Annotated in this window: 16 protein-coding genes and 3 pseudogenes; 9 read left to right on the top strand and 10 right to left on the bottom strand. The window is 70.1% G+C overall.

Translation table 11 applies throughout. The annotated features are described in order from the left end of the window. Positions 1 to 1000 precede the first annotated feature (1000 nt). On the top strand, positions 1001 to 1609 hold the full coding sequence (locus OHB41_RS45805; protein WP_266707620.1) for a YdeI/OmpD-associated family protein: 609 nt from the start codon (positions 1001 to 1003) through the stop codon (positions 1607 to 1609). Positions 1610 to 1961: 352 nt separating this feature from the next. Then, on the top strand, positions 1962 to 2864 hold the full coding sequence (gene ypfJ / locus OHB41_RS45800; RefSeq protein WP_266707618.1) for a KPN_02809 family neutral zinc metallopeptidase: 903 nt from the start codon (positions 1962 to 1964) through the stop codon (positions 2862 to 2864). A 137-nt stretch (positions 2865 to 3001) separates the two neighbouring features. Here the strand turns inward: ypfJ and OHB41_RS45795 are convergent, their stop codons facing one another. Both OHB41_RS45795 and OHB41_RS45790 read right to left on the bottom strand, forming a co-directional pair. Further along, positions 3002 to 3526, bottom strand: a complete 525-nt coding sequence (locus tag OHB41_RS45795; protein WP_266707616.1) for a hypothetical protein — start codon at positions 3524 to 3526, stop codon at positions 3002 to 3004. Positions 3527 to 3658: 132 nt separating this feature from the next. Further along, positions 3659 to 4036, bottom strand: coding sequence for a hypothetical protein (locus tag OHB41_RS45790; RefSeq protein WP_266707614.1), 378 nt, complete (start codon positions 4034 to 4036; stop codon positions 3659 to 3661). A 377-nt stretch (positions 4037 to 4413) separates the two neighbouring features. Here OHB41_RS45790 and OHB41_RS45785 point away from each other — a divergent pair, with 377 nt between their 5' ends. Beyond that, positions 4414 to 5736 (top strand): transcriptional regulator, encoded by a 1323-nt coding sequence (locus OHB41_RS45785; protein ID WP_266707612.1) that lies wholly within the window; start codon positions 4414 to 4416, stop codon positions 5734 to 5736. A 314-nt stretch (positions 5737 to 6050) separates the two neighbouring features. Here the strand turns inward: OHB41_RS45785 and OHB41_RS45780 are convergent, their stop codons facing one another. From OHB41_RS45780 to OHB41_RS45765, 4 genes are all read right to left on the bottom strand, one after another. Next, on the bottom strand, positions 6051 to 9917 hold the full coding sequence (locus tag OHB41_RS45780; RefSeq protein WP_266707610.1) for a S8 family serine peptidase: 3867 nt from the start codon (positions 9915 to 9917) through the stop codon (positions 6051 to 6053). A gap of 77 nt (positions 9918 to 9994) precedes the next feature. After that, complete coding sequence (locus OHB41_RS45775; RefSeq protein ID WP_266707608.1) at positions 9995 to 12253, bottom strand: M4 family metallopeptidase; 2259 nt, start codon at positions 12251 to 12253, stop codon at positions 9995 to 9997. Between the two features lie 961 nt (positions 12254 to 13214). Further along, positions 13215 to 14384, bottom strand: coding sequence for an NUDIX domain-containing protein (locus tag OHB41_RS45770; RefSeq protein WP_266707606.1), 1170 nt, complete (start codon positions 14382 to 14384; stop codon positions 13215 to 13217). Positions 14385 to 14613: 229 nt separating this feature from the next. Further along, complete coding sequence (locus tag OHB41_RS45765; protein WP_323138536.1) at positions 14614 to 15105, bottom strand: hypothetical protein; 492 nt, start codon at positions 15103 to 15105, stop codon at positions 14614 to 14616. 683 nt (positions 15106 to 15788) lie between these two features. Between OHB41_RS45765 and OHB41_RS45760 the strand changes: the two genes are divergently transcribed. From OHB41_RS45760 to OHB41_RS45745, 3 genes and pseudogenes are all read left to right on the top strand, one after another. Then, on the top strand, positions 15789 to 17903 hold the full coding sequence (locus tag OHB41_RS45760; RefSeq protein WP_526025109.1) for a discoidin domain-containing protein: 2115 nt from the start codon (positions 15789 to 15791) through the stop codon (positions 17901 to 17903). Positions 17904 to 18161: 258 nt separating this feature from the next. Beyond that, positions 18162 to 18908: an ALF repeat-containing protein gene (locus OHB41_RS45755; RefSeq protein ID WP_323138535.1), complete on the top strand. Its 747-nt coding sequence runs from the start codon at positions 18162 to 18164 to the stop codon at positions 18906 to 18908. A gap of 78 nt (positions 18909 to 18986) precedes the next feature. Then, positions 18987 to 19234: pseudogene (locus OHB41_RS45745) on the top strand (IS630 family transposase); the annotation flags it as partial. 194 nt (positions 19235 to 19428) lie between these two features. On the opposite strand, the gene OHB41_RS45740 reads toward OHB41_RS45745, so the two are convergent. Further along, positions 19429 to 19956 (bottom strand): hypothetical protein, encoded by a 528-nt coding sequence (locus OHB41_RS45740; protein WP_266707604.1) that lies wholly within the window; start codon positions 19954 to 19956, stop codon positions 19429 to 19431. Between the two features lie 329 nt (positions 19957 to 20285). Here OHB41_RS45740 and OHB41_RS45735 point away from each other — a divergent pair. Together OHB41_RS45735 and ltaE are read left to right on the top strand one after the other, a co-directional pair. After that, positions 20286 to 21092, top strand: a pseudogene (locus OHB41_RS45735) (MFS transporter); the annotation flags it as partial. A 295-nt stretch (positions 21093 to 21387) separates the two neighbouring features. Further along, positions 21388 to 22527: a low-specificity L-threonine aldolase gene (gene ltaE / locus OHB41_RS45730; protein WP_266707602.1), complete on the top strand. Its 1140-nt coding sequence runs from the start codon at positions 21388 to 21390 to the stop codon at positions 22525 to 22527. 85 nt (positions 22528 to 22612) lie between these two features. Here ltaE and OHB41_RS45725 read toward each other — a convergent pair. Beyond that, a pseudogene (locus tag OHB41_RS45725) lies at positions 22613 to 22971 on the bottom strand (NAD(P)H-dependent glycerol-3-phosphate dehydrogenase); the annotation flags it as partial. 265 nt (positions 22972 to 23236) lie between these two features. Continuing rightward, the gene (locus tag OHB41_RS45720) at positions 23237 to 23632 is read right to left on the bottom strand and encodes a MerR family transcriptional regulator (protein ID WP_266707600.1); all 396 of its coding nucleotides are present in this window, start codon (positions 23630 to 23632) and stop codon (positions 23237 to 23239) included. Between the two features lie 69 nt (positions 23633 to 23701). On the opposite strand from OHB41_RS45720, the gene OHB41_RS45715 reads away from it, so the two are divergent. Continuing rightward, the gene (locus OHB41_RS45715) at positions 23702 to 24916 is read left to right on the top strand and encodes an MFS transporter (protein ID WP_266707598.1); all 1215 of its coding nucleotides are present in this window, start codon (positions 23702 to 23704) and stop codon (positions 24914 to 24916) included. Positions 24917 to 24934: 18 nt separating this feature from the next. Here the strand turns inward: OHB41_RS45715 and OHB41_RS45710 are convergent, their stop codons facing one another. Then, positions 24935 to 25855 (bottom strand): ROK family protein, encoded by a 921-nt coding sequence (locus OHB41_RS45710; RefSeq protein WP_266708363.1) that lies wholly within the window; start codon positions 25853 to 25855, stop codon positions 24935 to 24937. Positions 25856 to 25860: the final 5 nt, after the last annotated feature.

The raw sequence follows: 25860 nt of genomic DNA, 5'->3' as shown, positions 1-25860 counted from the left end.
CGGTCGCTCCAACGGCCTGACAACGTTGCCATGCACGAGAGACGAGTGAACGCGCGTGCCTGCGGCGTGTCAACGAGGCCAACAGGACTTTCTGGTGCGGCAGTTCACAGCGAGCAACCTCGGGGACATCCATCGGGCCTGCCGGTTGAGCTGTCAGGGACGACAGGCAGCCTCGAATGCGGTCCTACCTGCGCGACTTCGGCCGATCGGACGCTCGGGCATGCCCAACTGTCCACCCGCACCGGGTAGGTGACCTCACGCACGGTCACCGGAAGGCGCGTCAAAGGTTCTGCAAAGTGGCCGCTGCGACGTGCTTCACGTGAAGTCCGTGGCCGACACCGGGGGCGGGGGTGTGGAGTGGCTCGGCGTCGTACCAGCCACCCCATTGGGCGGCGGCATGTTCGACCTGGCCGACGCCCCGTAAGGGTCCTTGGGTGCTCAAAAGGGACATCTTCTCGTCGACGCCCGGGGAACCCTCCTCGTCCCTGCGTCAACCCGGCGGGTGTCGGCGCTGTGGTGCTCTTCGTCCGAGCTGCTGAAGCCTTCCCGCATCTGAGGCACGTGCGGGTGGACCGGGGATGTCGCGGCTCCGGCCTCCACGCGGGGATTCGGCTCGACCTGGGTCCGAGTGGCAGAGCTGCGTCCAGCGGTGCCCCATCTCACCGTGGCCCCGCGTCGGTGGAGGGGAGAGCGGGCCTTCTCGGCCTTCGACTGGCCGGCACGATGCCGTGTCGACGATGCCGTGTCAGGGAGTGCCACCAGTGCGCGGCAGGCGAGCGTCTGCTCTACGAAGCCGGGATCCGCGGCTCATCAGGTTCGTTGAGGCGAGCGCGGTAGGTGGTGCGCTCGGCCGGAGCGAGGACGGCACCGCCGGCCCGTGCCGCGCCGGGCGGGGAATCAAGCCGAGCCCGTGGCTCCTGCGTGATCGTTCTGCGGCGAGAGCAGAGATGATCACGCAGGCCCACGGGCATCCCGCATCCGGGGCCGTGCCGAATGCCTCATGACCACCGGCCGGGTGTGGTTCGCTGCTGGGGTGACTCAGGACATGGAGACCGTCGCATTCGAATCCGCCGAGGCATTCCAGGCATGGCTCGGCGAGAACCACGCCGTCTCGCCCGGCATCTGGCTCAAGCTTCGCAAGAAGGGCCCCGGAATCACCGCGCTGGACTACACGCAGGCGCTCGACGTGGCACTCTGCTATGGCTGGATCGACGGCCAGAAGGCAAAGTTCGACGACCAGTGGTGGCTTCAGCGGTTCACCCCGCGCAAGCCGCGCAGCAAGTGGTCCAAGGCCAACCGGGACAAGGTGGCCGCCCTGATCGAGCAGGGGCGGATGCATCCGCCTGGACAGGCCGAGGTCGACCGCGCCAAGGCAGACGGTCGCTGGGAAGCGGCCTACGACGGCGCGAAGACCGCCACGGTGCCGGAGGACCTCACGGCGGCCCTGACCGCCGACCCGGCCGCGGCGGAGTTCTTCGAGACACTGGACCGGCAGAACCGCTACGCGATCCTGTACCGGATCCAAGACGCGAAGAAGGCCGAGACCCGGGCGCGCCGGATCGAAAAGTACGTAGCGATGCTGGCGAAGGGCGAGAAGCCGCACCCGTAGTCACGGAGAGGGCCGTGGCCGTGTGCTGCCCCGGACTCCCGGCGCGCCCGCGGCCCCCAGCAGCAGCCACCGACCGCCGTCGCTGAGCGTAACGAAACGTCAGAGGCCCTGCACAGGCGCACCGCTCACGATCGAAGCCCCATCGAGCCGGTCGCCGCGAGCACGGTGAGGCGGGCCTGCCTCGGAGGCAGTACACCTTCGCCGAGTTCTTCGGATGCCTCCCGGCACACCCTCACCGTCTGCCGACGGCGACGAGTCGCCGCGGCGGGACGGATGTGAACCCCCTTCCACGGGGTACGCGAGCGTCACGACGCGGGGCGGGCCGACGCGCTGCTGGAGGGAAAGTCAGCGAATGGAATTCGACGACAACGCTGCTCTGGACACGTCCGAGGTGCAGGACAATCGAGGTGGAGCGCTGGGCGGCATCCCGGGCGGCGGGAAGACCGTCGGCGGTGGAGTGGTCGGGCTCCTGGTGCTGGTCGCGTCAGTGGTCTTCGGCGTTGATCCGAGCCTGTTCGGCTCGGACAGCACCGCCAACTCGCCGGGTGCCGGCACGGGATCGGGCACGTCGGCCGCCGACCTGGCGGCCGACTGCCGGACCGGGGCCGACGCCAACCGCAAGGAAGAGTGCCGGATCGTCGCCGTGGTCGACAGCGTCCAGGCGTTCTGGCAACAGACTGAGACCGCCGCCGGCAAGTCCTACGAGCAGGCCCCGACGTTCCTGTTCACCAGCAGCGTGAACACCGGCTGCGGGAACGCCACCTCCGACGTCGGCCCCTTCTACTGCTCCGCCGATGACAAGGTCTACCTCGACCTCGGCTTCTTCAACGACCTGAGCAGCAAGTTCGGTGCCCAGGGCGGGCCGTTCGCCGAGGCCTACGTCGTCGCGCACGAGTACGGGCACCACGTCCAGGACCTCAGCGGCACCATCTCCCGGGGCGGCGGCCACGGCCAGAACAGCGGCTCGGTGAAACTGGAGCTCCAGGCGGACTGCTACGCCGGAGTGTGGGCCCACCACGCCACCACCACTCGTGACCCCAAGAGCGGAAAACCGCTGATCACCAAGCTGACCCAGGACGACATCAACCGCGGGCTGGACGCGGCCGCCGCCGTCGGCGACGACCGCATCCAGCAGCGGTACCAGGGCAAGGTCACGCCCGACACCTGGACCCATGGCTCCGCGAGCCAGCGCCGGCAGTGGTTCTCCACCGGCTACAGCTCCGGCAGCGTCACCCGGTGCAACACCTTCGGCTGAGCACCGTACCGAGGGGGCGAGCGACGCGGGAGCCGCCCCCTTTCGCGGGCCCCGGGCCCCGGGCCCCGGGCCCCGGGCCCCGGCACCGTACTGGTGGACTCGCACGATCGGACTGACCCGGCGGAGCGGCTCCGCCGTCAGCGGGCGCTCGTGGTCTCGATGTCGACGATGTGGTTGTACCGCTCCACCAGCACGTAGAGCTTGGGCTTCTGCGTCGTCTCCCCGCTGCCGAAGGTCAGGGTGACGACGACCTCATGGCCGTTACCGACGGCGCCGTTGTCGGTCACCGTCCACCGCCCCGGGACGTTCTGGGCACGTAGGACGCCGTCCGTGTTGTTCTTCTTCTCCCAGGCCGCCAGCCGTTCGGCGAAGGCGGGCGTCAGGTAGTGCTTGCGGAGCGTCGTGGCCAGCGTGACGTCCGGGTCCGTGTAGTCGCCCTTCGCGTCGATGTACGCGCCGTAGAAGTCGGCGACCCGGGTCACCGCTTGGCCGGGCGTGCCGCTGACCGACTGCGGTGCGGCGGTGGACGCCCGTGGGGGAGCATGGACGGACGCCTGTGCCGACACCTTTGTCGACACACCCAGCCCGACAGCCAGGACGAGGCCGGCGGCGACGGCCGCGCGGCGGCCCGGACGACGGTGTGCGGGTGACTTCCTGTTCATGTGCGTCTTCCTTCTCTGGTCCATAGGTGGTCACTCCCGGCCGGTTCCGGGCCCGGGTGCCGGGGGCGCTTGCCGACTTGTCGCCGTCCGCGTCCGATGCGAGGACAGGACGGCCCGACTGCCCGAGCGGATTCAGCAGGTAGAACTGCTGGAGATCTTTATTCCGGTGACGCTGTAGGCGTTCGTGAACCACGTCTCGGAGTTCGGCACCAGGCAGATCGAGTTCCCGTCCTGGAGCCGCAGATACGCCACGTCGTCGTTCCGGGTGTTGACGACGTGGTAATGCGGGCGGGGCCTGACCGTCTGGTAGGAAGCGGTGACATCGCGGTACTTCGTGATCGGTGTTCCCGCGTCATAGGCGTGCTCGTCCACGTAGAAGCAGACGTAGGGGTACGGGCAACCGTGGGTGGGGGGCTCCGCCCGGGCCGCCGACGCGCCGGTCACGGACAGGGCCGCGACGGCCACGCCCGTTCCCGCGAGGCCTGCCGCCTTTCGAAGGACAGATTTCATGAAACCTCCAGGAGTTGTGCGGATCGTCTGACAGAGCAGCTGTGGTTGGTGATCCGTCGCGGATGCCGCTGGTCGGCACGGGCGAGGCCGGTGCTGCGGACGAGTGCGACGGCCGGCCGGTTGAGCGTGTGTGACGGCGTACCAGGCGCGGTGGCCGTAGGAGCAACCGTTGGCGCATGCGCACCGGACGTCGCCCAACGCCGGTTGGCCCCCTGGCCCGTGGTCGGTGCGACACCAGAAGCATCGGCGGTCACCGGAGTCCGGCGCAACAACCGCCGCCTCTTATCGAAGGTGGAACCATCCCAGCCCACCTGACGTGCAGGGATATGAGTGCCTGGGATACGGGATCGCGGGCGGACGACGGAGGAACGGTGTTGATGCGGGACGACGTCGAAGAGTTCGCGGCGCTGCTGCGCCAACTGAAGGACCGCACAGGCCGGACCTATGGCTCGCTGGCTCGCCGCCTCAACATGAACACCTCTACGCTGCACCGGTATTGCGCGGGGGAGGCGGTGCCACAGCACTTCGCGCCCGTGGAACGCCTCGCGGCCTTCTGCGAGGCGACGCCGAAGGAACGGCTCGAGCTGCACCGGCTGTGGTTGGCGGCGGTGGCGGCCCGGCAGCGAGTGCGCACGGCCGGTTCGGCGGAGGCGGTTCCGGCACGGACACCGGCACCGCTACCGGCCCCGGACGGGGCCCTCGTCGAGGAGAACAACTCCGCGGAGCAGCAAGGGGACACTCCCGACCTGGACGAGCCCGCCGGCACCCCCGCCCCCCGCCCTTGGTACCGCCGCCGGCGGGTCCTGGCGGCCACTGCCGTCACCTGCGTGCTGCTCGCCACTTTGCGGGGCACGTCCGCGCTGTCGGACAACCGCTCCTCCGAGGCGGAGGCTTCCCGCACCGAAGGCCCGCGGACGGCCGCCCCGGGCGTACCCCACCGTTCAGCGAAACCGCCGGCCTCCGCCTCTCCCTTCCCTGGCCCGAGCTCCGCGACGCCCAACCCCTGGCAGAGGACGCCCGCCTCGTCCGCCACCGGCGGCGGTCCCACGTCGGCCGCGAAGCCGGCCACCGGCCTGCCCCTCGCCTGGAGCACGGACTCCCTGGTGTGGGACAAGGGGTGCGACCACGACTACGTGATCGACAAGCCGCCCGCACAGGTGCCTCCGCCGCCGACGGAGCAGGACGCCAGCGCGTGGGCGGCAAGGCAGGGTGCGGTGCACGGGCGGCAGACGAGGGTGCGCATCTCGGTGCAGGGGCGCTCGTCCACGGCCGTGGTCCTGGAGGCGCTCCGCGTCCGCATCGTCAGCCGAGGCGACCCGGGCGCCGGAGGCGCGTACGCCATGGGCCAGGGCTGCGGCAGCGACCTCACGCCCCGCCGCTTCACCACGAACCTCGATGTCGACCGCCCCATCGCCCGCCCGACGGACGGCGCCGACAGCGAACACACCATCCCCGCCGTGCACTTCCCTTACCGCGTCTCCGCCGAGGATCCGGAGGTGCTGCAGGTCGACGCGACGACACAGACCTACGACGTCCACTGGTACCTCGAAGTCGACTGGTCCTCCCAGGGCCGCACCGGCACCATCCGTATCGACGACCACGGCAGCCCGTTCCGGACCACCAGTATCAAGGGGATGCCGCGCTACTGGTACGGCACGAATGACGCGGACCGGCGTGCCTGGGTCCCCTACAACAGCTAGCGCGTGTCTCTTTGACAGGCCGGCCACCGCCGCACCCTTGAGGCCGTCGCGGCGAAAGGACCGCACCTGCTCGCCCCGGCGCGACCTTCCACGAGCCCGGCTCGTTCCAGACCGCTCACACACGGCTGATGAGGTGGGCCGTGGACGCCACTCGGGAAGGGATACTCACCACGGTCCTGGTAGGTGCCGTCGACGGCCCGCATCCGACCGTCCTGGGCGTCGCCGGACGGCGCGGCGGGTGCCGGGGTCCGAAGACCCCGGCACCCGCCGCGTTCGGGCCGGGACGGTTCACGTCACCGGTGGCCGCCGGCGCATCACTTGGGGCCGCGCTGCAGGAACGCGCGGACCACGGTCTGCTGAACGCTGTTGCCGGCCGCGTCCGTTGCGGTCACCCGCAGTGTCACGTACGCGTCGCCGTGAATGTACGACGGACGCTGAAGGGTGGCGATGAACTGCCCGTCGCTGCCGCGCCGCGCCGTATGCACCGTCGCCCAGTTCTTCCCGTCCTCGTAGGACGCCTCGACCTTCAGCTTCACCCCGCGCGGGGCGGGCATGCCGTCCTGCATGCGGACGTTGAGGCCGAGCGCGTGCACGCGCTCCCGACTCACCGCGTTCTGGGCGTCGACCGGTACGTTGTAGTCGATCTGGAGCAGCGGCAGCATGGTCGTTGTTGCCGCGGTGTCCGAGTGGAACGTCCACGACGTGTGCGTGTCGGTGGCGAAGCGCCAGTCGTCGGACTCGCGGGCCGTCGTCAGGGACAGGTTGTAGGCGGCCTTGCCCGGGGACACCTCGAAGTTGCCCCAGGCGCCGTTGTCGGACGCGGCGATCTGCTTCCCGTTGCGGGACAACACCGCCGTGGCCGTGTCGGGCACCGCGTCGGGCCCGCTGTCGTTCACCGCGGCGTCACCGACACCGCCGCCGAAGACCGGCAGTTCGGAGAACGACCAGTGGCCGGTGCCGGAGTCGTTGAACTCCGGCACATACACCGACAGGGTGTCCCCGTTGCGCACCGACTTCATGGCAAAGCCGCGCGGGACCGACGGTCGGACCACTGCCCCGAACCACCGCTCCGTGGCGTGCTGGCCGGGCCGGTAGGTGTGCGGAGAGTCCTGCGACCCGGCCTGCAGGGGGAAGTCGGGGATCCAGACGACGTTGTGGTGCACGACGTGGTTCCACAGCGTGTCCTCGGCACTGCTCACGTACTCGACGCGCTGCTGACCCACCGGCACGTAGCGGCTGTACTGGTTCCACGCCGTGTCCTCGTACGGCCGCCAGCCGAACCGCTGCTCACTTGCCCAGGCCGAGGCACCGGTGCGGGTGTACGTGGCGCTGACCTGCGCGGTGTTCCGATCCGAGACGGTGTAGACCATCCGCTGGGGGATGGAGCCCTTCGAGACCGGCATCACGTCGTACAGATACGGGCTGTTCACCGTGCCGGAGAACTCCAGCGTCGTGGTGCCCTTCTTGATGCGATCCAGCAGGGCACCGCCGTTCTTCCAGTTGGTCCGCATCGAGGGCAGCTCCAACCGGTCACCGTCCGGTTGCCACCGGGTCCAGGCGGCGCCCCCGGCAGGCTCCCAGGCGAATAGCACCGCCTTGGCCCCGGCTGCCGCGGCGAGTCGTGAGAAGCCGGCGTAGTCGCCCGTGGGCCACGCGTAACGGGCCACGGCCAGCTTGCCGCGCACGTTGTCGAGTTGGGGCGCCGTCACCGACCCGGCGTCCACGGCGGTCAGCCGTGCGCCCCGGTCCCCGAAGACCGGGGAGAGCGGCTCGTAGTACGGGGTGAATCCCTGCGAGCTGCCGGAGACCTTCGCGCGCAGCTGCGGGGCCACCAGCTGCCAGCGCGTGTGGTACTCGAAGGCGCCGTCGGTGACCGGAGCGGTGGGGCTGACGTAGAGATGATTGACGGTGTCGAAGTACAGGGCGCCCTGCAGCAGGCCGTGACCGTCGATCTGGCGGTGCAGCATGGTGCTGATGACGCCGTGCTGCTCGGCGGGGCGAGGTGTGCGGATCTTCACCTCGGTGACCTTGGCGGCGTTCAGCGTCACCGTCATGTCCTTGGTGACCTTCACTTCGGGGACGACGACGTCGCCCACCTGGTCACCGTCCGACGTCGTGTCGTAGAAACCGGAGTTGAGGTAGTACGTGCCCTCTTCCACTACGGCGACCGCCGCGTCCCTGTCCGTGTACTGCACCCAGCCGTCGGCGCCCCAGATGTTCGGCAGCGAGCCGGGCACGACATGGCCGTCGCGGTCTCGGTAGACCACGGTCAGCCGGTGCTGCGGCGCATGTACCACCAGGGAGACCGTAGTGTGCGCAACCACGGCGCCGCCCGCGGACTTCGCGGTGACGTATCCATAGAAATTACCGCGGAAGGCCTTCGTCGCGTCGGTGCGCAGCGGCACGTCGACGGTGCCGCCGGCGGCCAGTTGCACGGTGCCGGAGCCCAGGCTGACCACTCCGGCCGGGAGCGCCTTCCCGGAGTCGGTGGCCAGGCTGGCCGCCAGGGAGAGGGTGATCGGGTGGTCACCTGTGTTGGTGTAGTGGATGGTGGCCGCCTGCTGCCGGCCCGCCGCGCCGCCGATCTGGAGCGGGGCGAGGGCGACGGAGCCGGTGGCCGTGACCGGACCGATGGCCGTGGCCAGGTCGATGCGACCGCCGCCCTGCTCGGTCACCTTGGTACCAGGCACCGTGCGAGCGGTGCTGGTCAGGGCGTCCTTGAGCTGCTGTGCCTGCCAGTCAGGGTGCTGCTGGGCCAGCAGGGCGGCCGCGCCGGCGACGTGCGGGGTGGCCATGGAGGTCCCGGACAGCGAGATGTAGTGGGCGTCGACCGGGTCGCCCAGGGTGGTACCGGCCGCGCGGGCGGCGACGATGCCGACCCCGGGGGCCGTCACGTCGGGCTTGACCGCCCCGTCGCCGAAGCGCGGGCCGCGGCTGGAGAAGGGGGCGAGCGAGTCGTCGCGGTCGACGGCCCCCACGGTCAGCGCGGAGTCGGCCGCGCCCGGCGTGCCGATGGTGGACGTCCCCGGGCCGTCGTTGCCCGCCGCGACGACGAACAGGGTGCCGGTGGAGACGGTCAGGGTGTTGACGGCCTCGCTCAGCGGGTCGGTGCCGTCGGTCTCGATGGACGCACCGAGGCTCATGTTGACGACCTTGGCGTGCTCGCCGGTCGCCCACTCCATGCCGGCGATGATGCCCGACTCGTCGCCGGAACCGCTGTCGTCCAGCACCTTGCCGATCAGCAGGTCGGCCTTGGGCGCGACACCCCTGCGGGTCCCCCCGGACGCCGCGCCGCTGCCGCCGACGATCGAGGCGACATGCGTGCCGTGCCCGAAGTGGTCACCGGTGTTTCCGCTGCCGGAGAAGTCCTTCGCCTCCGCGATGCGCCCGGCGAGGTCGGGATGGCTTGCGTCGGCACCGGTGTCCAGCACGGCCACCTTGACGCCCTGGCCCTCGTAGCCCGCCTTCCACGCGGTGGGGGCATTGATCTGCGCGGTGCTGCGGTCCAGCAGCGCCTTCACCTTGCCGTCGAGCGAGATCCGCGGAGTGACCGCCGCGCGGGCGGCGTCCGACGACGCGCCGGAGTTCAGCGTCTTCCAGAACTTGCCCAGGTCGTGGTCGGCGACACGCATCGAGTGAGCGTGGATGCTCTCCAGGTCGCGGAAGGGGGTCGCGGCCGCCTTGAGGGCCAGGAGCCGGTCGGCTGTGGCCGTGGCGGCCTTCGAGGCTTGCGCCGTGACCCTCGCTCCGGCCCGGGACGGCACCGGCTGCGAGGAGACGATCAGCGGCAGCGCGGTGGTGTGGGCCTCGTCGTAGCCATCGGCGATCAGGGCCGTCACATCGAACAGCCGCCGGTCCAGGGTGCCCGCGGACACCAGCCCTTGGGCGTCGAACGGCAGCACGGTCAGTGCCTTGTCGTCCCCCTCCAGCGTCCGGAAGGGAATGTGCTCGCGACCGGGTCCGGGCTGCACCGACGCGGTGTGCAGGCCGCCGGGCAGCGTCGTCACCGTCACCTGGTCACCGGTCACCAACCGTACGGTCGCGGAGCGGGCAGTCGGCGCGGCGGCGGGCTGGGCGGCGGTGTCGGTGCGGTCCGGCTGCGCCGCGAACGCGGCTGGCACGGCTGCGGCAACCAGTATCAATCCGGTTGCTATCGCCGCCGCCGGGCGGATTGTGGACATCAGTCAGATACCTCTCGTACGGCTTGGGTGGTCGGGCCGGGATCACGAGCACTGTCCGGCCGGGAAGGGGGCACCGCTCAGAAGGTGAGCTTCCAGCTGTTGATGTGGCCGCTGTCCAGGTGGTACGCGTCCTGGACCTTCAGCTTCCATGTGCCGTCGGCGGTCTCGGTGGAGGTGTTGACGGTGTAGGTGGCGATGACATTGGCCGCGGAGTCGAAGCCGTTGGACTTCTTCAGGTGGTAGAGGCTGCCGTCCGGGGCGACCAGGTCGACGACCAGGTCACCGCGGTAGGGGTGCACGATGTTGACGCCGACCGCCAGGTTGCTCGGCGCGTGGCCCGCCCGACCGGAGACCTTGATGGGGGAGTACACGGCTGCGCCGGCGTCCGGCACCGGCACGTCGGTGGTGTTCGTGAAGACGTTGCCGCCGACGGTGGAGACCCCCCAGCCGAACGTCGCCGAGCCGGCGACCTTGGAGGAGTCCTTGACCTTGACCGTCACGGTGCTGAGGCCTACGGCGGTCGGCGTGCCGGAGATCAGGCCCGTGGTCGCGTTGATCGACAGACCCGACGGCAGGCCGGTGGCGGAGTACGTCAGCGCTCCCGGGTTGTTGCTGCCGGCCTGGACCTGCAGGCTCACGGGGGTCTTGACGACCGTGTTCTGGTCCGCCGGCCTGGTGACCGTGACGCGGGCGACGACGCCGACGGCGGCCCAGGTGTTGGCGACCGTGTTGTAGGTGGCGCTGCCGGCCCCCCACAGGTCGGCGGCGGCCTGCAGGGTCTGGGTACGGGCGCTCGAGTAGTCGGTGGTGGAGGTGAAGCGCTCGGTCAGGGCCTTGTACCAGAGCTTGGCGGCGTTCTCCCGGCCGATGCCGGGTACCGCCACTCCGTCGGCGGTGGGACTGTTGTAGCTGACGCCGTTGATCACCTTCGCGCCGCTTCCCTCGGACAGCAGGTAGAAGAAGTGGTTCGCCGGGCCGGACGAGTAGTGCACGTCCAAATTGCCGAGGCCGGGGGACCAGTTGTCCGGCGAAACGCCGTCCCGCGAGGGCTTGTCCTGGTAGCGCAGCGGGGTGCCGTCACCGTAGAGGTCGATCTTCTCGCCGATGAGGTAGTCACCGACGTCGCTCGCGTTGTCGGCGTAGAACTCGACCGACGTGCCGAAGATGTCGGAGGTCGCCTCGTTGAGGCCGCCGGACTCATCCCCGTACACCAGACCCGCGGTGGCGGCGGTGACACCGTGGCTCATCTCGTGGCCGGCTACGTCGAGCGAGGTCAGCGGGTGCTTGTCGCCGTCGCCGTCGCCGTACGTCATGCAGAAGCAGTCGTCGTCCCAGAAGGCGTTGTTGTAGGCGACGCCGTAGTGGGTGCGGGAGTAGGCGGCGACACCGTCGTTGCGGATTCCGGTGCGGCCCATCACGTTCTTGTAGAAGTCCCAGGTGGCCTGGGCGCCGTAGGCGGCGTCCACACCGGCGGTCTCGGCGTTGGCCGGCGAGCCGTCGCCCCAGGTGTCGGTGGAGTTGGTGAACAGGGTGCCGGTACCCGAGTCGCCGTGACTCAGGTCGTACGTCTTGTGGCCGCCGCGGGTGTTGTCGGTCATGCTGTACGTCGAGCCCGACAGAGTGGTCCCCAAGGTGACCTTGCCGCTGTACTCACTGTTGCCGGCGCCGGTCTCGATCCCCTGATACTCGAACAGCTTGGCGCCGGTCTTCGCATCGGAGATGACGTGCAGGCGGCTGGGGGTGCCGTCGTCCTGCCGACCGCCGACAACGGACTCCCAGGCCAGGACCGGAGCCCCGGAGGCCGCCCAGACCACCTTGCGGGAGCTGGTCACCGTCGGGCTGGTGGCCCCCGAGGCCTTGGCACGGCCGAGCGCGAGGGTTTTCGCCGAAGCCGCGGAACGGGTCGCGGTGGTGCTCGGCACGCTGATGCGCGCGTCGGTGGCCCTGTCGGTCCCTTTCGAGGTCCCGTCGGCAGCCGTGTGCACGACCAAGTCGCCACCGAGGACCGGGAGTCCCGCGAAGGTGCGCTCGTAGCGGGTGTGCACGGAGCCGTCGGCGTCCTTGACGACCGACTTGGGGACCAGCTGCTCCGATGCTCCCAGGTGCAGCGACCGGGCGGTGGCCGCACGGCCCGCCAGAGCCGCTCCGAGGAGCTTCGCCTGCTCCGTGGCCGAGAGCCGCACGGGCAGTGCGCCTGCCCGGGGCTGGACCCGGACCGCACGGGCGTGCGCCTGGGGCGTACCGGCCGTCGCGGCGCCGGACGACGCGGTGACAGCGAGCACCGTGGCGCCGGCTATCAGCGCACCTGCGACCGACTTGCGAGGGGATTGTCTCACTCGGACTCCTTCTGCGGCGGCCGCTGGATGGCGGCCGGCGAACAGCCCGGGCACGGGGCTTTCGGCACTGCCCGGTTGGAACTGGCGGCGGGGATAGGCGATTTGTGGCCGCTGTGCGGGCGATCACTGCGCTGTAAAACACCAAGCGCACAGCTGGAGGTAAAACCCTCCGAAAGGATTGGCTAATAGAGCCTGAAACGTCACTAGCGCCGGGTGTCGTACCTGCGACATGTCTCATTGGCGACACGCCTCAGCCGCACGCCGCCGCGCCATGTCAGCGCCACCCGAACCATCGGGAATTGCGTGTGCCCCGTTCCGAAGGAGCCGCCTGTCGGACCCGCCTCGCCCCGCTCACCGGCGCGATCCGCACCGGCCCTCTCTCCTGGCCGGTAGCCTCATCCGACCTGGTCCGAGCCACGTGCGTGCTCTCCACGCCGGCGGAGGCCGCGCTGAGCAGTGCTCCGGCCGACAGGACGGCACCTTTCGGAACCACGGCAGCCATACCGGTCACTGACGTGGCGCGCCGATCGACCTGGACCTGTCCTGTCCCGACGCAGGATTTTCCGTTCCGGTATTTCAGCCGGATCCTGGCGGCTGAAGGCCGAGGTGAATGGCGTCACCAACATAGTGTCGCCAGCAACTACGAATCCAAAGTGCCGAGTTGGGCCCCGAGCTTATGAGGTTCTTCCTCGGCGCGGTCAAATCCCCAGTCGGCACAGCCGGCCCGTCACCGGGCCCCGCACGCACAAGCATGGGGCCCTGCGCGACGCCGGGCGGCCTCCGATGTCACCGAGGATTGCAGCACCGGGTCCGACCTGCTCCCAAGGTGTCCACGCCAGTTCTTCGGCGACCGGTGGGACGGAGGAACGGGGGAGCCGGCGCTGTCTCCAGACCGTGCAGGCCTCGCCGTTGATGCCTTCGACGGACACGGGCGTCTCCTTGGCAGGCGGCGCGCCGTGGGTCAGGTGTGCGTGACGAGGTGGGCGGGGCCTTCGCCGAGCCGGGCCCGTTCGACGGCGTCGAGGCGGGCGAAGGCCTCCGGCGCCATCAACTGCCGCCACCCGTCCAGGTCGTGCACGGCCCACATGTCGTGCTCCGACGGATCGAGGCGGATCCGGCGGAGCCGGTCGGAGGTGAGGCGCCCTCCGTCGAAGATGAATCCGACCTTGTTCAGCGCCAGGGGCGGCCCGGCGTGCAGGAAATGTGTCAGGAGCAGCCTCGGTGTTTCCAGGCCGAGGTCGAGACCCGTTTCCTCGACGGCTTCGCGGCGGGCGGTCTGGACAGGATCTTCCCCTCGCGTGTCGAGATCGCCGCCCGGGAAATGCCAGAGCCGGGACCCGTAGACCGAGCGCAGTTGTACGGGCCGGTCGTGCTCGTCGCGGACGTACAGGCAGCCGTACACGGTGTGGTGCGGCACGGTCCGCACGTACTCCGACGGCGTCATCGGCCTGGAGTGGCCGGGGAGCGCCGGGCGGTGGTCGAACTCGAAGGCCAAGGGGCCGAGGGCTTCCTTGTCCGGCGGGTAGATGCTGCGGAGCCTGCTGAGCAGTTCTTGGCGGGGTGCGTCAGGGTCGATGTATGCCGGCTCCTCCGCGTCGAGCAGCTCCTCGAAGGAGGTGTACGGGGTGGCCCGCTTCACGACGATGTCGAGGTCACGACCGCTGGCCCGGTCGCGGAAGACGGTGGCGTCCCCGACTTCGACGGCTGCCGTCCCAGGAGTGGCGACGCGCACCTCGACCGTCTTCCGACCGGACTCCACCTGTCGGTAGGAGCGAGTCAGGAGAGAGAAGCGATGCTGCCGCGGGGAGGCGGGCGCGGTGGACTCGACGCTCCCCGCGCCTGATGGCCCGCCCTGCGCTCCGGCCGTCTGAGGGCGGTCCTGCGGCGTGGTCGTCCCGGTCCGGCACGGGCCACGCAGGATCACGAAGGCCAGGCCTTCGGCGTCGTGCACGGTCGTGCTCGCCCATGCGGTCCGCAGCTGGGCGAGTTCGTCCTCGTCGAGCGCGACACGACGCCGCTCGGCCGGGATGTCGGCGGCGCGCGGCGTGATGACCACGATGGCGCCTCCGCGACGCAGCCGTTGCCCCAGGGCGTGCAGGGTCCGGTCCCGGGACTTGAGTGACGGAACCACGAATCGCAGGGTGATGAGGTCGTAGCCGTCGGCGTGCAGCGGTGTCCCCTCGTCGCTCTCTTCTGGTGGTGCTTCAGCGACGGGTCGAAGACAGGGCGCTGCATCACGTCGTCCCCCGGCACCCACCGCAGCGTCTTCGGCAGGTCCTCGGCCCTGCGAGTGGCCTCGTCCAGCGGCTCCCGGGGCAACTCGGTGCTCCGCCGGCCAAATCCGTCCCACGCCGTCCCGCTCACGTCCGTACCCCCACAGACTCCTCGATCCAACCGTCGTCCACGGACAGGTCACTGTCGTACAGCACGAACTCCCGCTCCACGCTCAGCACCACGAATCCGCCCAGCTCCGACAGCAACCGCTCCAGCGCCCGCCCCGCCCCGTCGGCGCCCACCCCGCGGCACCGCTGCGTCACGAACCGCTCGTGCCCCGCGCCGGCCCGTACCCGCGCGTTCCATGACAGATGAGCGCCGTGCGGGACCACCCGGGCCGCGAGGGCGGCCAGGTCCGTGTCCGCCTCGAGCAGCAGCTTCACATGGTGCTCGAAGTGCCGTTCGTCGCCCCCGCCGAGCCGCGCCGGTACCTCCGCGGCCCACGGCGTGGACTCGGTCTTCAGCCGCACCGGCTCGAAGCCGTCCGTCCGAAGCCCCGCCACAACATGCCGCGCTCGTGCGGCCTGCTCGGCGTACGACGAGGAACAGGACAGCGTGAGCATGGGCTGCTCGCGCATCCGGCCACGCGCCAGAACGATATGCGTCAGCTTCAGATCACCCGAGGGCCGCCCATCGCCGAAGTCGCACCCACTCGTCGGGGTCGGCACAGCGAACCGTCGGGGGACCGACCGACGGTCCCAGGTCCTGTATGCCAGCGCAATGAAAATGAGGACGTCGGGGATGACCGCCTCCCCGCTCCCGATCGGGTGGTGGACCTCGGGCATTCAGTCCAGTGGTCCTCACAGGTCACCGTGGCGTCGGGCGTCCTGCTTGCGCTCCGGTGGGATGCCCCTCGAACTACCGGAGTTGGTCGCCGGTACCCACGCCGAGCGCTGGGACCAGGACCCGGTGGCTGCCGCGGGCCAGAAGGGACCATCCCCACGCGCCTCGGCCGGGGCCCCGATCCCGCCGTCGCGGACCGTCGATGCGTCGCGTTCAGCGGTTCACCGGCCCGTTGGGACATAACGGGCACTCCGGGTCCGTGCGGCTCAGACGTCTTCATTCTTTGAAGGCATACGGCGGCCGCGGAAAGCCCGTCGCCCGATTTCGTTCACAGCCTTGACGTGTCAGCAACAAGGCCGTAACCATCAGTCATCCGGAGAGCGCTCTCTCATTCGGCGACCAACCCACAGGAGACGCCGTGAGTGGAAGACCCCCGTACCGCTTATTCCGCCGTCCCGGCCCACGTTCGTCCCGAACCCTGCTGTTCACCGTCGTCACTGCTCTGCTGGCGACCTGCCTGCTGGCCCTGGTGCAGGCGCCCGCCCAGGCAGCCGGAACGCTGTTGTCGCAAGGCAAGCCCGTCACCGCCTCGTCCACCGAGAACGTCGGCACCCCCGCCTCCGCCGCCGTGGACGGCGACGCCGGAACGCGCTGGTCCAGCGCCGCCACCGACCCGCAGTGGCTGCAGGTCGACCTGGGCTCGACCTCCACGGTCAACCAGGTCGTCCTGAACTGGGAGAGCGCCTACGCCACGGCGTACAGGATCCAGACGTCCGCGGACGGTGCTTCCTGGACCGACATCTACTCCACCACCACGGCCACCGGCGGCGCTCAGACACTGACCGTCAACGGCACCGGCCGTTACGTCCGCATGTACGGTACGGCGCGTGCCACCCAATACGGCTTCTCCCTCTGGGAGTTCCAGGTCTACGGCACCAGCGGCAGCGGCGGCACCGGGTGCTCCACCACCAACGCGGCGCTGAACAAGCCCGCCACGGCCTCGTCCACCGAGAACGCCGGCACCCCCGCGTCGGCCGCTGTCGACGGCAGGAACGACACCCGTTGGTCGAGCACCGCCGCCGAACCGCAGTGGATCCAGGTCGACCTCGGCGCCACGCAGAGCATCTGCGGCGTTCAGCTCAGCTGGGAGGCCGCCTACGGGAAGGCCTACCAGATCCAGGTCTCCGACAACGGCACGACCTGGACCACCGTGTACCAGACGTCCACCGGTGTCGGCGCCACCGAGCTTCTCACCCTGACCGGCTCCGGCCGTTACGTCCGCATGAACGGGACGACCCGGGCCACCCAGTACGGCTTCTCGCTCTGGGAGTTCCAGGTGTTCACCACCGGGACCACCCCACCGCCGGGCGGCGGCAACGCGGTGCTGCTCTCCTACAAGAAGCCCGCCACCGCCTCCAGCACACAGGACGACGCGCAGTGCGGCGGCTGCACCCCCGCCAAGGCCTTCGACCACGACCCGGCCACCCGCTGGGCCACGGCCGCGGGCAGCGGCTGGACCGACCCGCAGTGGATCAGCGTCGACCTCGGCGCGAGCGCGCACGTCACCCACGTCGTCCTGCAATGGGACCCGGCCTACGCCAGCGCCTACCGGGTCCAGGTCTCGGCCGACAACGCCAACTGGACCGACGTCTACTCGACGACCACCAGCACCGGCTTCAAGCAGACCCTGAATGTCGACGGCACCGGCCGGTACGTGCGGATGTACGGCACGGCGCGCGGCACGGCGTACGGCTACTCGCTGTGGACCTTCGACGTGTTCGGCACCGGGGGCAGCCCGACGGCCCCGCCGACCGACCCGCCCGACCCGGGCAGCCCCGAACACGTCGTCTTCCAGGACGACTTCAACACAGCGGCCGGTACCACGCCGGACGCCTCGAAGTGGACCCAGGACACCGGCCCCGGTGTCAACGGTGAGCTGGAGTACTACACAAACGCCAGGAACACCACGATGGACGGCGCCGGGAACCTCGTCATAGAGGCCCGCAAGGAGGCCACGCCGGGCTCCAGTTGCCCCACCGATCCGTTGACCGGCTCCACGACCTGCCAGTACACCTCGGGCCGTATCAACACCTCGGACCACTTCAACTTCACCTACGGACACGTCGAGTCGCGGATCAAGGTGACCGGCACCCAGGGACTGTGGCCCGCGTTCTGGCTGCTGGGCTCCAACTTCAAGACCGGGACCCCGTGGCCGGCCTGCGGTGAGATCGACATCATGGAGCACATCGGCAAGGTGCCCGACACCGTCTACTCGACCCTCCACGCGCCGGCCTACAACGGCGGCGGCGGCTTCGGCTCGCCGTACCAGGTCGCGGGCAGTGACTTCTCTTCCGCCTTCCACACCTACGCGCTGGACTGGGACTCCAGCCACATGACCTTCACGGTCGACAACAACGCCTTCTTCACCGTCGCCCGCTCCACACTGGAGACGACGAAGGGTCCGTGGGTCTACGACCACCCCTTCTACATGATCCTCAACAACGCGGTGGGCGGCGACTGGCCGGGCGCCCCGAACGCCACCACCGTCTTCCCGCAGAAGATGCTGGTCGACTACGTGCGCGTCTCGCAGTAGCCGAGCGGTCCCGGCCCGTCCGGACCTGTGGCGCCATGCCCTGGGCATCCCGCCACAGGTGCCGTGTTGGGTTCGGCGGAGCCTGTCGCCCCGAGCCCGCCCGTCACGCGAGGCCCGCCACCCTCCACCGCGACACCCGCACGACCCTCCCCATCCAGTCCCCAACTCTGCACGCCCCCAGGAGAATTCGCGTTGACGCTGATGCGGTGCGGGGATGAGGATGTGATCACCGCAGTCTGATCACGGAGGCATGCATTCATGAGACCGACCCGCACGGTTCTGCTCGTCGTGGCCACCGCCCTGACCCCAGCCCTCCTTTTCACCGCCCCGGCGTTCGCCGCCGGTCCCCAGGCCCCGGCCACCACCGTGTCGGCCACGTCCGACACCCCGGTGGACGAGATGTCGGAGGCCGAACTGCGCACCGCCATAGCCGACATCCTGGCGGACGAGAACAGCGGCGTGGCGGTCGTCCGGGAGGCCAATGAGGCCCTCGCCGGCACCGTGGAGGACATGCGGGCCTTCCTGGAGACCGGCTACCGACTGGCCCAGGCCGAGGACGACCGGGTGGCGGTCGCCCACATCCTGTTCGTGGCGACGGCCAACGGCGACAAGCGGGTCATTTGTGAGGCCAACCAGGTCCTCGACGACGACTCCCCGGAAGCGCTGCGCGCGTGGCTGGAGACCGGCTACGGACAGGCTCAGGCCGAGGACGACCGGGTGGCGGTCGCCCGCATCCTGTACCTGGCGCGGGCCAACGGCGACAAGCGGGTGGCTCAGGAGGCCAACGAGGTTCTGGGCGGCACCCCGGAAGAGCTGCGCGCCTTCAGGGAGACGGGCTACCGCCTGGCCCAGGCCGAGGACGACGCCGTCTACATCTTCCGCCTGCTCGCGGACCCGAAGACCAGCGACGCCCTCCGCACCGCGGCCGAGGCAGCCCTCGACGACGGCTCCCCGGAGGCCCTCCGACACTTCCGCACGGTCGGCCAGTACGAGGTCGGCGACTAACCGTCGTTGCCTGCTCGCCCCGCAGCGGTGGCACCTTTCCTGCCGCGTCAACCGCCGCAGGAAAGGTGCCACGATGCCTACGCCTCGTGGACAATGCCCATCGAAGCCCACTTCGGACCACTGAGGCAGCGCACCGCCACCGTCACCAACTCCAACCACCCCAACCACCTGCGCAGATCCGGGCCCTGCGCGCCTGTCTGCGCCGGCGCAACGCCAACGCACGCCACCGCGACGACGTCCTGGCCGCCGAACGCAGGGAACGCGCCCGCATGCGAAGCGAGAAGGGCGTCCGCTGGGGACGACGTCCGCTCACGATGGCAGCCTGACCAAGGGGTTACGGGGGTCAGGCCACCAGCGCCGTGTGCAGAGCACTGAATGTCTCACGCAGTTCCCGCGCGGCGCTCGGATCGATCTCCATCTGCAAATGGACTCAGGATCGTATGGGGCGGATCTTCGTCATCGGAAGTCGTCCCTTGCCATCCGCCCATCCGCGGACCCGGCGAACCTTCCCGGTCGGAGCCTAGGCGGCAAGTGCCGGGTCGGGTCCGGGATGGGGGCTGAGCGCCTCCAGCCGCTTGATCTTCTTCCGTACGACGTACAGGGGGATCACCCCGAGGACCCCGAAGGACATGTCGATGACTGTCCACCAGAAGGGAATTCCGCGGAGCGGCCCGCAGATCAGCGCGAGCGGGACGATGCCGGCGCAGGCGATCATGCCGAACTCGACGACCCAGATGTTGCGGACGGGGTCGCGGTACGGCCCGTAGAAGGCCATCGCGATCACGAGGTGGGCGAAGGCCAGCCAGTCCGTGCCGTACAGGAGGAAGGGGTACTCGGCGTCGGCGGTGTCGAGCCCGCGGCGTACGCGCTCGATCCAGTCCATCAGGACGGGCAGGTGCTCGGGGACCGAAAGGGATCGCAACAGGTCCTCGGTCCAGTGCAGTTCGTGCACCAGGGGGAAGGCCGTGGCGCCGCTGAGCACCAGGCAGACGACGAAGAGGACCAGCCATGCGCGAATGCCCTTCAACAGGGCCGCTCTGTCGCTCATGGCAGAAGCGTACGCGCAGACTTGAACATGTTCAAAACCAAGTCCCTGGCGGGAGTGGCAGGTTTCGGATCGGCGTCACGGGGGCGCCGTAGGGGCAAGCGCCATGGACCGGCGGCGCGTTTCATCTCTGGAGCTGGTCACCGCCGTTGCTCGGTAAGCGGGCCGGATGTTGCTCAGGGGGAACGGCGCCGCCGGGCCGATCGGCCGGCGGCGCGCTCCGCGCGGCTGAGGTCGTCGAGGCGAGGGTGACGGGTCACGTCGCTGGGTGTATCGGTGGCGTGCCCGTGTGGGACCCGACCCGCTCAGGCTCCGGCTTGCAGACGGAGGCCCAGCACGGCTGGCTCTCCGCGGTCACCCTCACGTCGATCGTGGGCGCCGTCGTGGCCGCGACGGCGTTCATACGGCACGAGCGACGCAGCGCGGCTCCCATGCTGGATCTGGGTCTCTTCTCGAACGGCACCGTCCGCGGCGCCACCATCGCGCAGATCGGGACGTCCATCGCGATGGCCAGCGTGATGTTCGGACTGATCCCCCACTTCCAGTACGCCTACGGGTGGAGCCCGGTACGGGCCGGCCTGGCCAACCTGCCGATCATCGTGACGATGCTCACCGCGACTCCCCTGTCCGAGTGGCTCGGGCTCGGGCGCCGGTTCGGCCACCGCATCGCCTGCCTGGTGGGCGCGGCCTGCCTGGCCGGCTCGCTGGCAGGTCTCTCCTGGGGAGTCGACCACGGGTACGCCGCCATCGCTGTCTGCATGGTGCTCATGACCGTGGGACTGCGCACCGTGATGACGATCTGCGCGGTCGCGCTCGTCGACGCGATGCCGAGCAACCGCACCTCCATCGGTGCCGCGCTCAACGACACCGCGCAGGAGGTCGGTTCCAGCGTCGGTACCGCTGTCGTCGGCACCCTGATTGCCGCGTTGGTCACGACCCGGCTCCCCGCCGGCACCTGGAGCGGCGGGCTCGTCGCGTCGTTCTTCCACGGCGAACGGATCACCTACGCCCTTCTCGCGGTCGTCGTCGGACTGATCGCGGCCGGCGGGGCGTTGAGCCTCACCGACTCCCACACCATCGAGGAACCTGCTGTCGAAGAATCCGCTGTCGAGGAACCCGCTGTCGAGGAACCCGCCTGACGACCGGGTTCGCCAAGGGCGTCACGAGGTCTCCCTGCGGGCAAGTATCGGAACAGGCGTCCTGCGAGGAACCGGCCGCCGCCCGCTCACTCGTCCGGCAAGCACCGGCCCAGCGCCTATCGGATGCCCAGGGCCCATCGGATCGGGAAGAGTCCGGGCGGGAGCACGCTGCCCGAACCTCCCTCAGACCCGTGGAACGGTCGTCTCCTGGCCGAGATGCGCGGCCGGGACCGCCCTCTCCTGATCGTCGTCCCCCGGGCGGTCGCGGCCCGTCCAGCCGTGGCAGAGTGTGCGTGTGCTGACCACCGATAGCGCCCGCGCCGCTGACCCCGTCGATGTCTCCCATGCCGAGAACGAGGCGGGCGCCGCCCGCGACGAGCCCGGTCATCCCATCGATCTGCGCAGCGACACCGTCACTCGGCCCGGCGAGGCCATGCGCCGGGCCATGGCCGAGGCCGAGGTGGGGGACGACGTCTTCGGCGACGACCCCACCGTCAACGCGCTCCAGGAGCGGATCGCCGGGCTCCTCGGATTCGAGTCCGCGCTGTTCGTCTCCTCGGGGACACAGAGCAACCTGTGCGCTCTGCTGACCCACTGCGGTCGCGGAGACGAATACATCGCCGGTCAGATGGCCCACACGTACCGGTGGGAAGGTGGCGGCGCAGCCGTGCTCGGAGGCATTCAGCCCCAGCCGCTCCCGCACCGGGCGGACGGGACACTGGACCCGCAGGACATCGCGGCGGCCGTGAAACCGGACGACCCGCACTTCGCCCGAACCCGGTTGCTCTGCCTGGAGAACACCGTCGGCGGCCGGGCTGTGTCCATGGACTACCTCAAGACGGCCACACGGATCGCCCGGGACCACGGACTCGCCACGCACCTTGACGGGGCGCGGCTGTTCAACGCCGCGGTGGCCGGCGGGGACGACCCGTACGACCAGGCACGCCGGATCGCCGGCCACTTCGACAGCGTCTCGGTCTGCTTCAGCAAGGGACTGGGAGCGCCGGTCGGCTCGGCGCTCGTGGGGTCCCGGGAGTTCGTGGCGGGTGCGCGACGCTGGCGCAAGGTTCTCGGTGGCGGCATGCGTCAGGCGGGCGTTCTGGCGGCTGCGGCTCTCCACGCGCTCGACCACCACGTGACACGCCTCGCGGACGACCACGCGCACGCCGCCCTGTTCGCGGAGGGACTGAAGGGGCTGGAGGGCCTGACCGTGGAGCCGAGCGGGACCAACATGGTCTTCGCGAAGCCTGCGCCCGGCCTCGATGCCGACGAGGTGAACGCCCGGCTGAAGCGCCGTGGCCTCCTGTGCGCGGCATACCCGGGCCAACTGCGCTTCGTGTTCCACCTGGACGTGACGCGCCTCGATGTGGATCGTGCGGTGCGGATCGTGCGCGAGACCGTGACCGAAGCGATCGGCGGGCCGGCCGAGAGCTGATCGCCCCCTCTCCCACCGTGATGAGCTGCTCGGCCGGGGCACGTCAGTCGCCTGGGTCGGAGCTCCCCGGCAGACGGACCAGGCGTCAGGCGCCGGAGCGTTCCGGTTTCGGTGTCCTGGACATCAGGGCCGCGGCGGCGTCCGGGACGGCCATGGTGCCCGCGATGACGGCGGGACCACCTCGGTGATCGGCATCTCCACGCCGTAGGTGCCCGCCAGGTCGAGGACGGCGCGGCACGATTTCACGCCCTCCGCGGTCTGCCTCGTCGCTGCCGTGGCCCCGTCGACACTCAGCCCGCGGCCGAGGTGTTCGCCGAAGGTGCGGTTCCTGGAGAGCGGGGAGGCACAGGTGGCGATGAGGTCCCCGGCACCGGCGAGTCCGGAGAACGTCAAGGGGTCCGCGCCCATGGCCGCGCCGAGCCGGGCGGCCTCCGCGAGGCCGCGAGCACGTTGCCGTGGATCAGACCGATCACGCGGCCGGTCGTCCTGCCGGCGGTGATCTGTGAGCGGCCCGCGTCGTGGCCCCGGCCCGGCGTCGGTCGAGGCGGATGAGACCTGACGGGCAGGGCCTCGGGGCCGCGGATCAACGCTCCCTTTCTGAACGGGGGGGACCCTGCAGGCGCAGGACGACCCGAGCCCGCGACCGGTGCGGCCACCACGTGCACCTGGAACAACCGGATGTGGTGGACGCCCTCTTGAGGAACTGGCGTCAGGCGCCCCGCGGCCCATCAGGCGCAACCGGGGCGCGATGCTGCTCCACCTCGGCGAAGTACTCGGTCATCGCGTCCCGGTTACGGGTGAGCACCTCGATCCGCTCGGTGAGCTTGTCCCGTTCCGAGGTCAGCAACGCCAACATTTCCGGGGTCGCGTCCGGGAAGTGAATGGACCTGGGTTTGTCCAAGCACGGCAGGATCTGTTTGATGATCCGAGTCGGCAGCCCTGCCGCCAGCAGACCGCGGATCTGCTTCACGCGGTCCACGTACCGTTCGTCGTACTCACGGTATCCGTTCGTCGACCGATCGGGGACGATCAGTCCCTGCTCCTCGTAATAGCGCAGCAGGCGCCGGGACGCGCCCGTCAACCGTGACAGTTCACCGATCCGCACACCGTCGAGAGTAACCGCGCACCCGCGCCCTTGACCCTCACATCAATGTGAAGGTTTCATGATCGGTGCATGACGACCACAACGGCCTCTCCGACAAGACGTGAACTCCTGCCATGGTCCGCGCTCCTGGCACTGGGAAGTGCGGTCTTCATCACCAGCCTGACCGAAACCCTCCCGGCAGGCGTCCTCCCGCAGCTGACCTCTTCTCTCGGCGTCAGCTCTGGTGCGGCGGGCCAGGCCGTCACCGTGTACGCCGCCGGCACGGCCCTGACCGCCGTACCGTTGGCCGCCGCCACCGCGGGAATTCGGCGCAAGCCTCTGCTGCTGTGCGCCATGACCGTCTTCCTGATCGCGAACACGCTCACTGCCGCCGCGCCCGGCTACGCGGTCCTGCTCTGCGCGCGTTTCCTCGCCGGGGTCGCCGCCGGGCTCGCGTGGGCCATCCTCGCCGGCTACGCGCGCCGCATCGCGTCTCCCGGCCAGGAGGGCCGCGCCATCGCGATCGCGATGGCGGGGATCCCCCTGGCGCTGTCGCTGGGTGTTCCCGCCGGGACGCTGATCGGGCAACAGATCGGGTGGCGAGCGTCCTTCGCCGCCGTCTCAGCGATCACCCTCACCGTCATCGGATGGATCGCGTCCAGTGTCCCCGCCATAGGCCTGCCGACGACGACAGTCGAAGAGCCGAAACCGACCGTCCGAGAAACACTCCGGGTCCCCGGGGTCGGCGCCGTCATGGTCGTCGTCGTGACCTTCGTCCTCGGACACACGATCATCTACGCGTACATCGCGCCGTACCTGCGGCACGCCGGCCTCGCCACCGCGGTGGACGCGATCCTGCTGGCTTTCGGCATCGCATGCCTGGTCAGCATTTGGTACACCGGTCGTCACATCGACCGGCACCTCCGCGGGCTCGCGCTGACCGCCGCAACGCTGTTCACCCTCGCCACCGCCGCCTTCGCCGCCACCACGGCACAGGCCGTCGTCTGGGCCGCGGCCATCGCGTGGGGCCTGGGATGGGGCGGTGCGCCCACACTCCTGCAGACCGCGGCCGGTCACGCCGGAATGCGACGCGGCCCGGCCGTGGCCGACACCGCGCAAGCCGTCCTGGTGAGCTTGTGGAACGCGGCCATGGCGCTCGGCGGCATCATCGGCGGCGTACTCCTGCAGCGCGTCGACAGCACCGCCGACGCCCTTGCCGCGGCGGCGCTCGGAGCCTTCAGCCTCCTCGTGATCACGCTCTTGCGAAAGCATGCCTTCGCGACGGAGGAACAGGACGCACCGTGACACACGTTGGTCCTGTCGCTACGTCAACGCCCTCAGCCCCGTGCCCAGTTCACCTCGCACGCGGGCGGCGGCGCCGACCGGGACGGCATCGGAGGCCAAGGCGGCCCGGACCAGGCGGACGGAGTGACCGCTGACGGGGGGATCGGCGGCGAGGGCGGACAGGATGAAGGGTTCCAGCAAGGGCCAGGCGCGGCTGACGCCACCGCCGACGACCACCGTGGTGATATCGGCGACACCCGCCGTGATCACGATCGCACGGGCGACGCCCGCCCCCGCGGCGCGGTACACCGCGCGAGCGTCGTCGTCGCCTCGGACAGCGGCCTCGGCGACTTCACGGGCGGTGCGGCGCCGACCGGTGCGGTCGGCGTAACGAGCGCCTATGGAGCGGCCGGAGGCCAGCGTCTCCAGGTGGCCGCGGCCACCGCAGGAGCAGGGCAGGTCTCCGAAGCCGGGAATGTGCCCGATCTCGCCGGCCGCGCCGTGCGGACCCGCGTACAGGGCGCCGTTGGTCCACAGGGCGCCGCCGACGCCCGTCCCCAGGGTCATGCCGAGGACATCGGCCTCACCGCGCACCGCCCCGCCGTGGACCTCTCCGAAGAGGAAGGCGTTGACGTCATTGTCCAGGTAGGCCGGGACACCGAGGGCGTCCTCGACGGCGGCGGTGACGGCGAAGCCGGCCCAGCCGCGGAAGGAGTCGCTGGCGACCAGGATGCGGCCGTTCACGGAGTCCACCACCCCGGCGGCGCCGATTCCGGCGCCCACCAGGCGGCCCGGGGTACGGGCCAGCAGCGGGGCGAGCGCGTCGAGTGCGGCGCCGACCATGGCCTGGCCGCCCTCGCGCGCCGGGGTGGCGGCCTCCGCGCGGTCGAGGACCGTCAGATCGTCGGAGCAGACCACCACCTGGGTGGTGGTGCCGCCGATGTCGATACCGGCGAACAGCGGCC

This window comes from Streptomyces sp. NBC_01571 (genome assembly GCF_026339875.1).
Taxonomy (GTDB): Bacteria; Actinomycetota; Actinomycetes; order Streptomycetales; family Streptomycetaceae; genus Streptomyces.
Note: the sequence above shows the minus strand (reverse complement) of the source record. Positions and strands in the feature narration are given on the sequence as shown.

Coding starts and splice junctions, on each gene's coding strand:
- OHB41_RS45785 (WP_266707612.1), top strand. CDS start 4,414: ATGCGGGACGACGTCGAAGAGTTCGCGGCGCTGCTGCGCCAACTGAAG.
- OHB41_RS45715 (WP_266707598.1), top strand. CDS start 23,702: ATGACGACCACAACGGCCTCTCCGACAAGACGTGAACTCCTGCCATGG.
- OHB41_RS45755 (WP_323138535.1), top strand. CDS start 18,162: ATGAGACCGACCCGCACGGTTCTGCTCGTCGTGGCCACCGCCCTGACC.
- OHB41_RS45740 (WP_266707604.1), bottom strand. CDS start 19,956: ATGAGCGACAGAGCGGCCCTGTTGAAGGGCATTCGCGCATGGCTGGTC.
- OHB41_RS45780 (WP_266707610.1), bottom strand. CDS start 9,917: ATGTCCACAATCCGCCCGGCGGCGGCGATAGCAACCGGATTGATACTG.
- OHB41_RS45795 (WP_266707616.1), bottom strand. CDS start 3,526: ATGAACAGGAAGTCACCCGCACACCGTCGTCCGGGCCGCCGCGCGGCC.
- OHB41_RS45765 (WP_323138536.1), bottom strand. CDS start 15,105: ATGCGCGAGCAGCCCATGCTCACGCTGTCCTGTTCCTCGTCGTACGCC.
- ypfJ (WP_266707618.1), top strand. CDS start 1,962: ATGGAATTCGACGACAACGCTGCTCTGGACACGTCCGAGGTGCAGGAC.
- OHB41_RS45790 (WP_266707614.1), bottom strand. CDS start 4,036: ATGAAATCTGTCCTTCGAAAGGCGGCAGGCCTCGCGGGAACGGGCGTG.
- OHB41_RS45805 (WP_266707620.1), top strand. CDS start 1,001: ATGACCACCGGCCGGGTGTGGTTCGCTGCTGGGGTGACTCAGGACATG.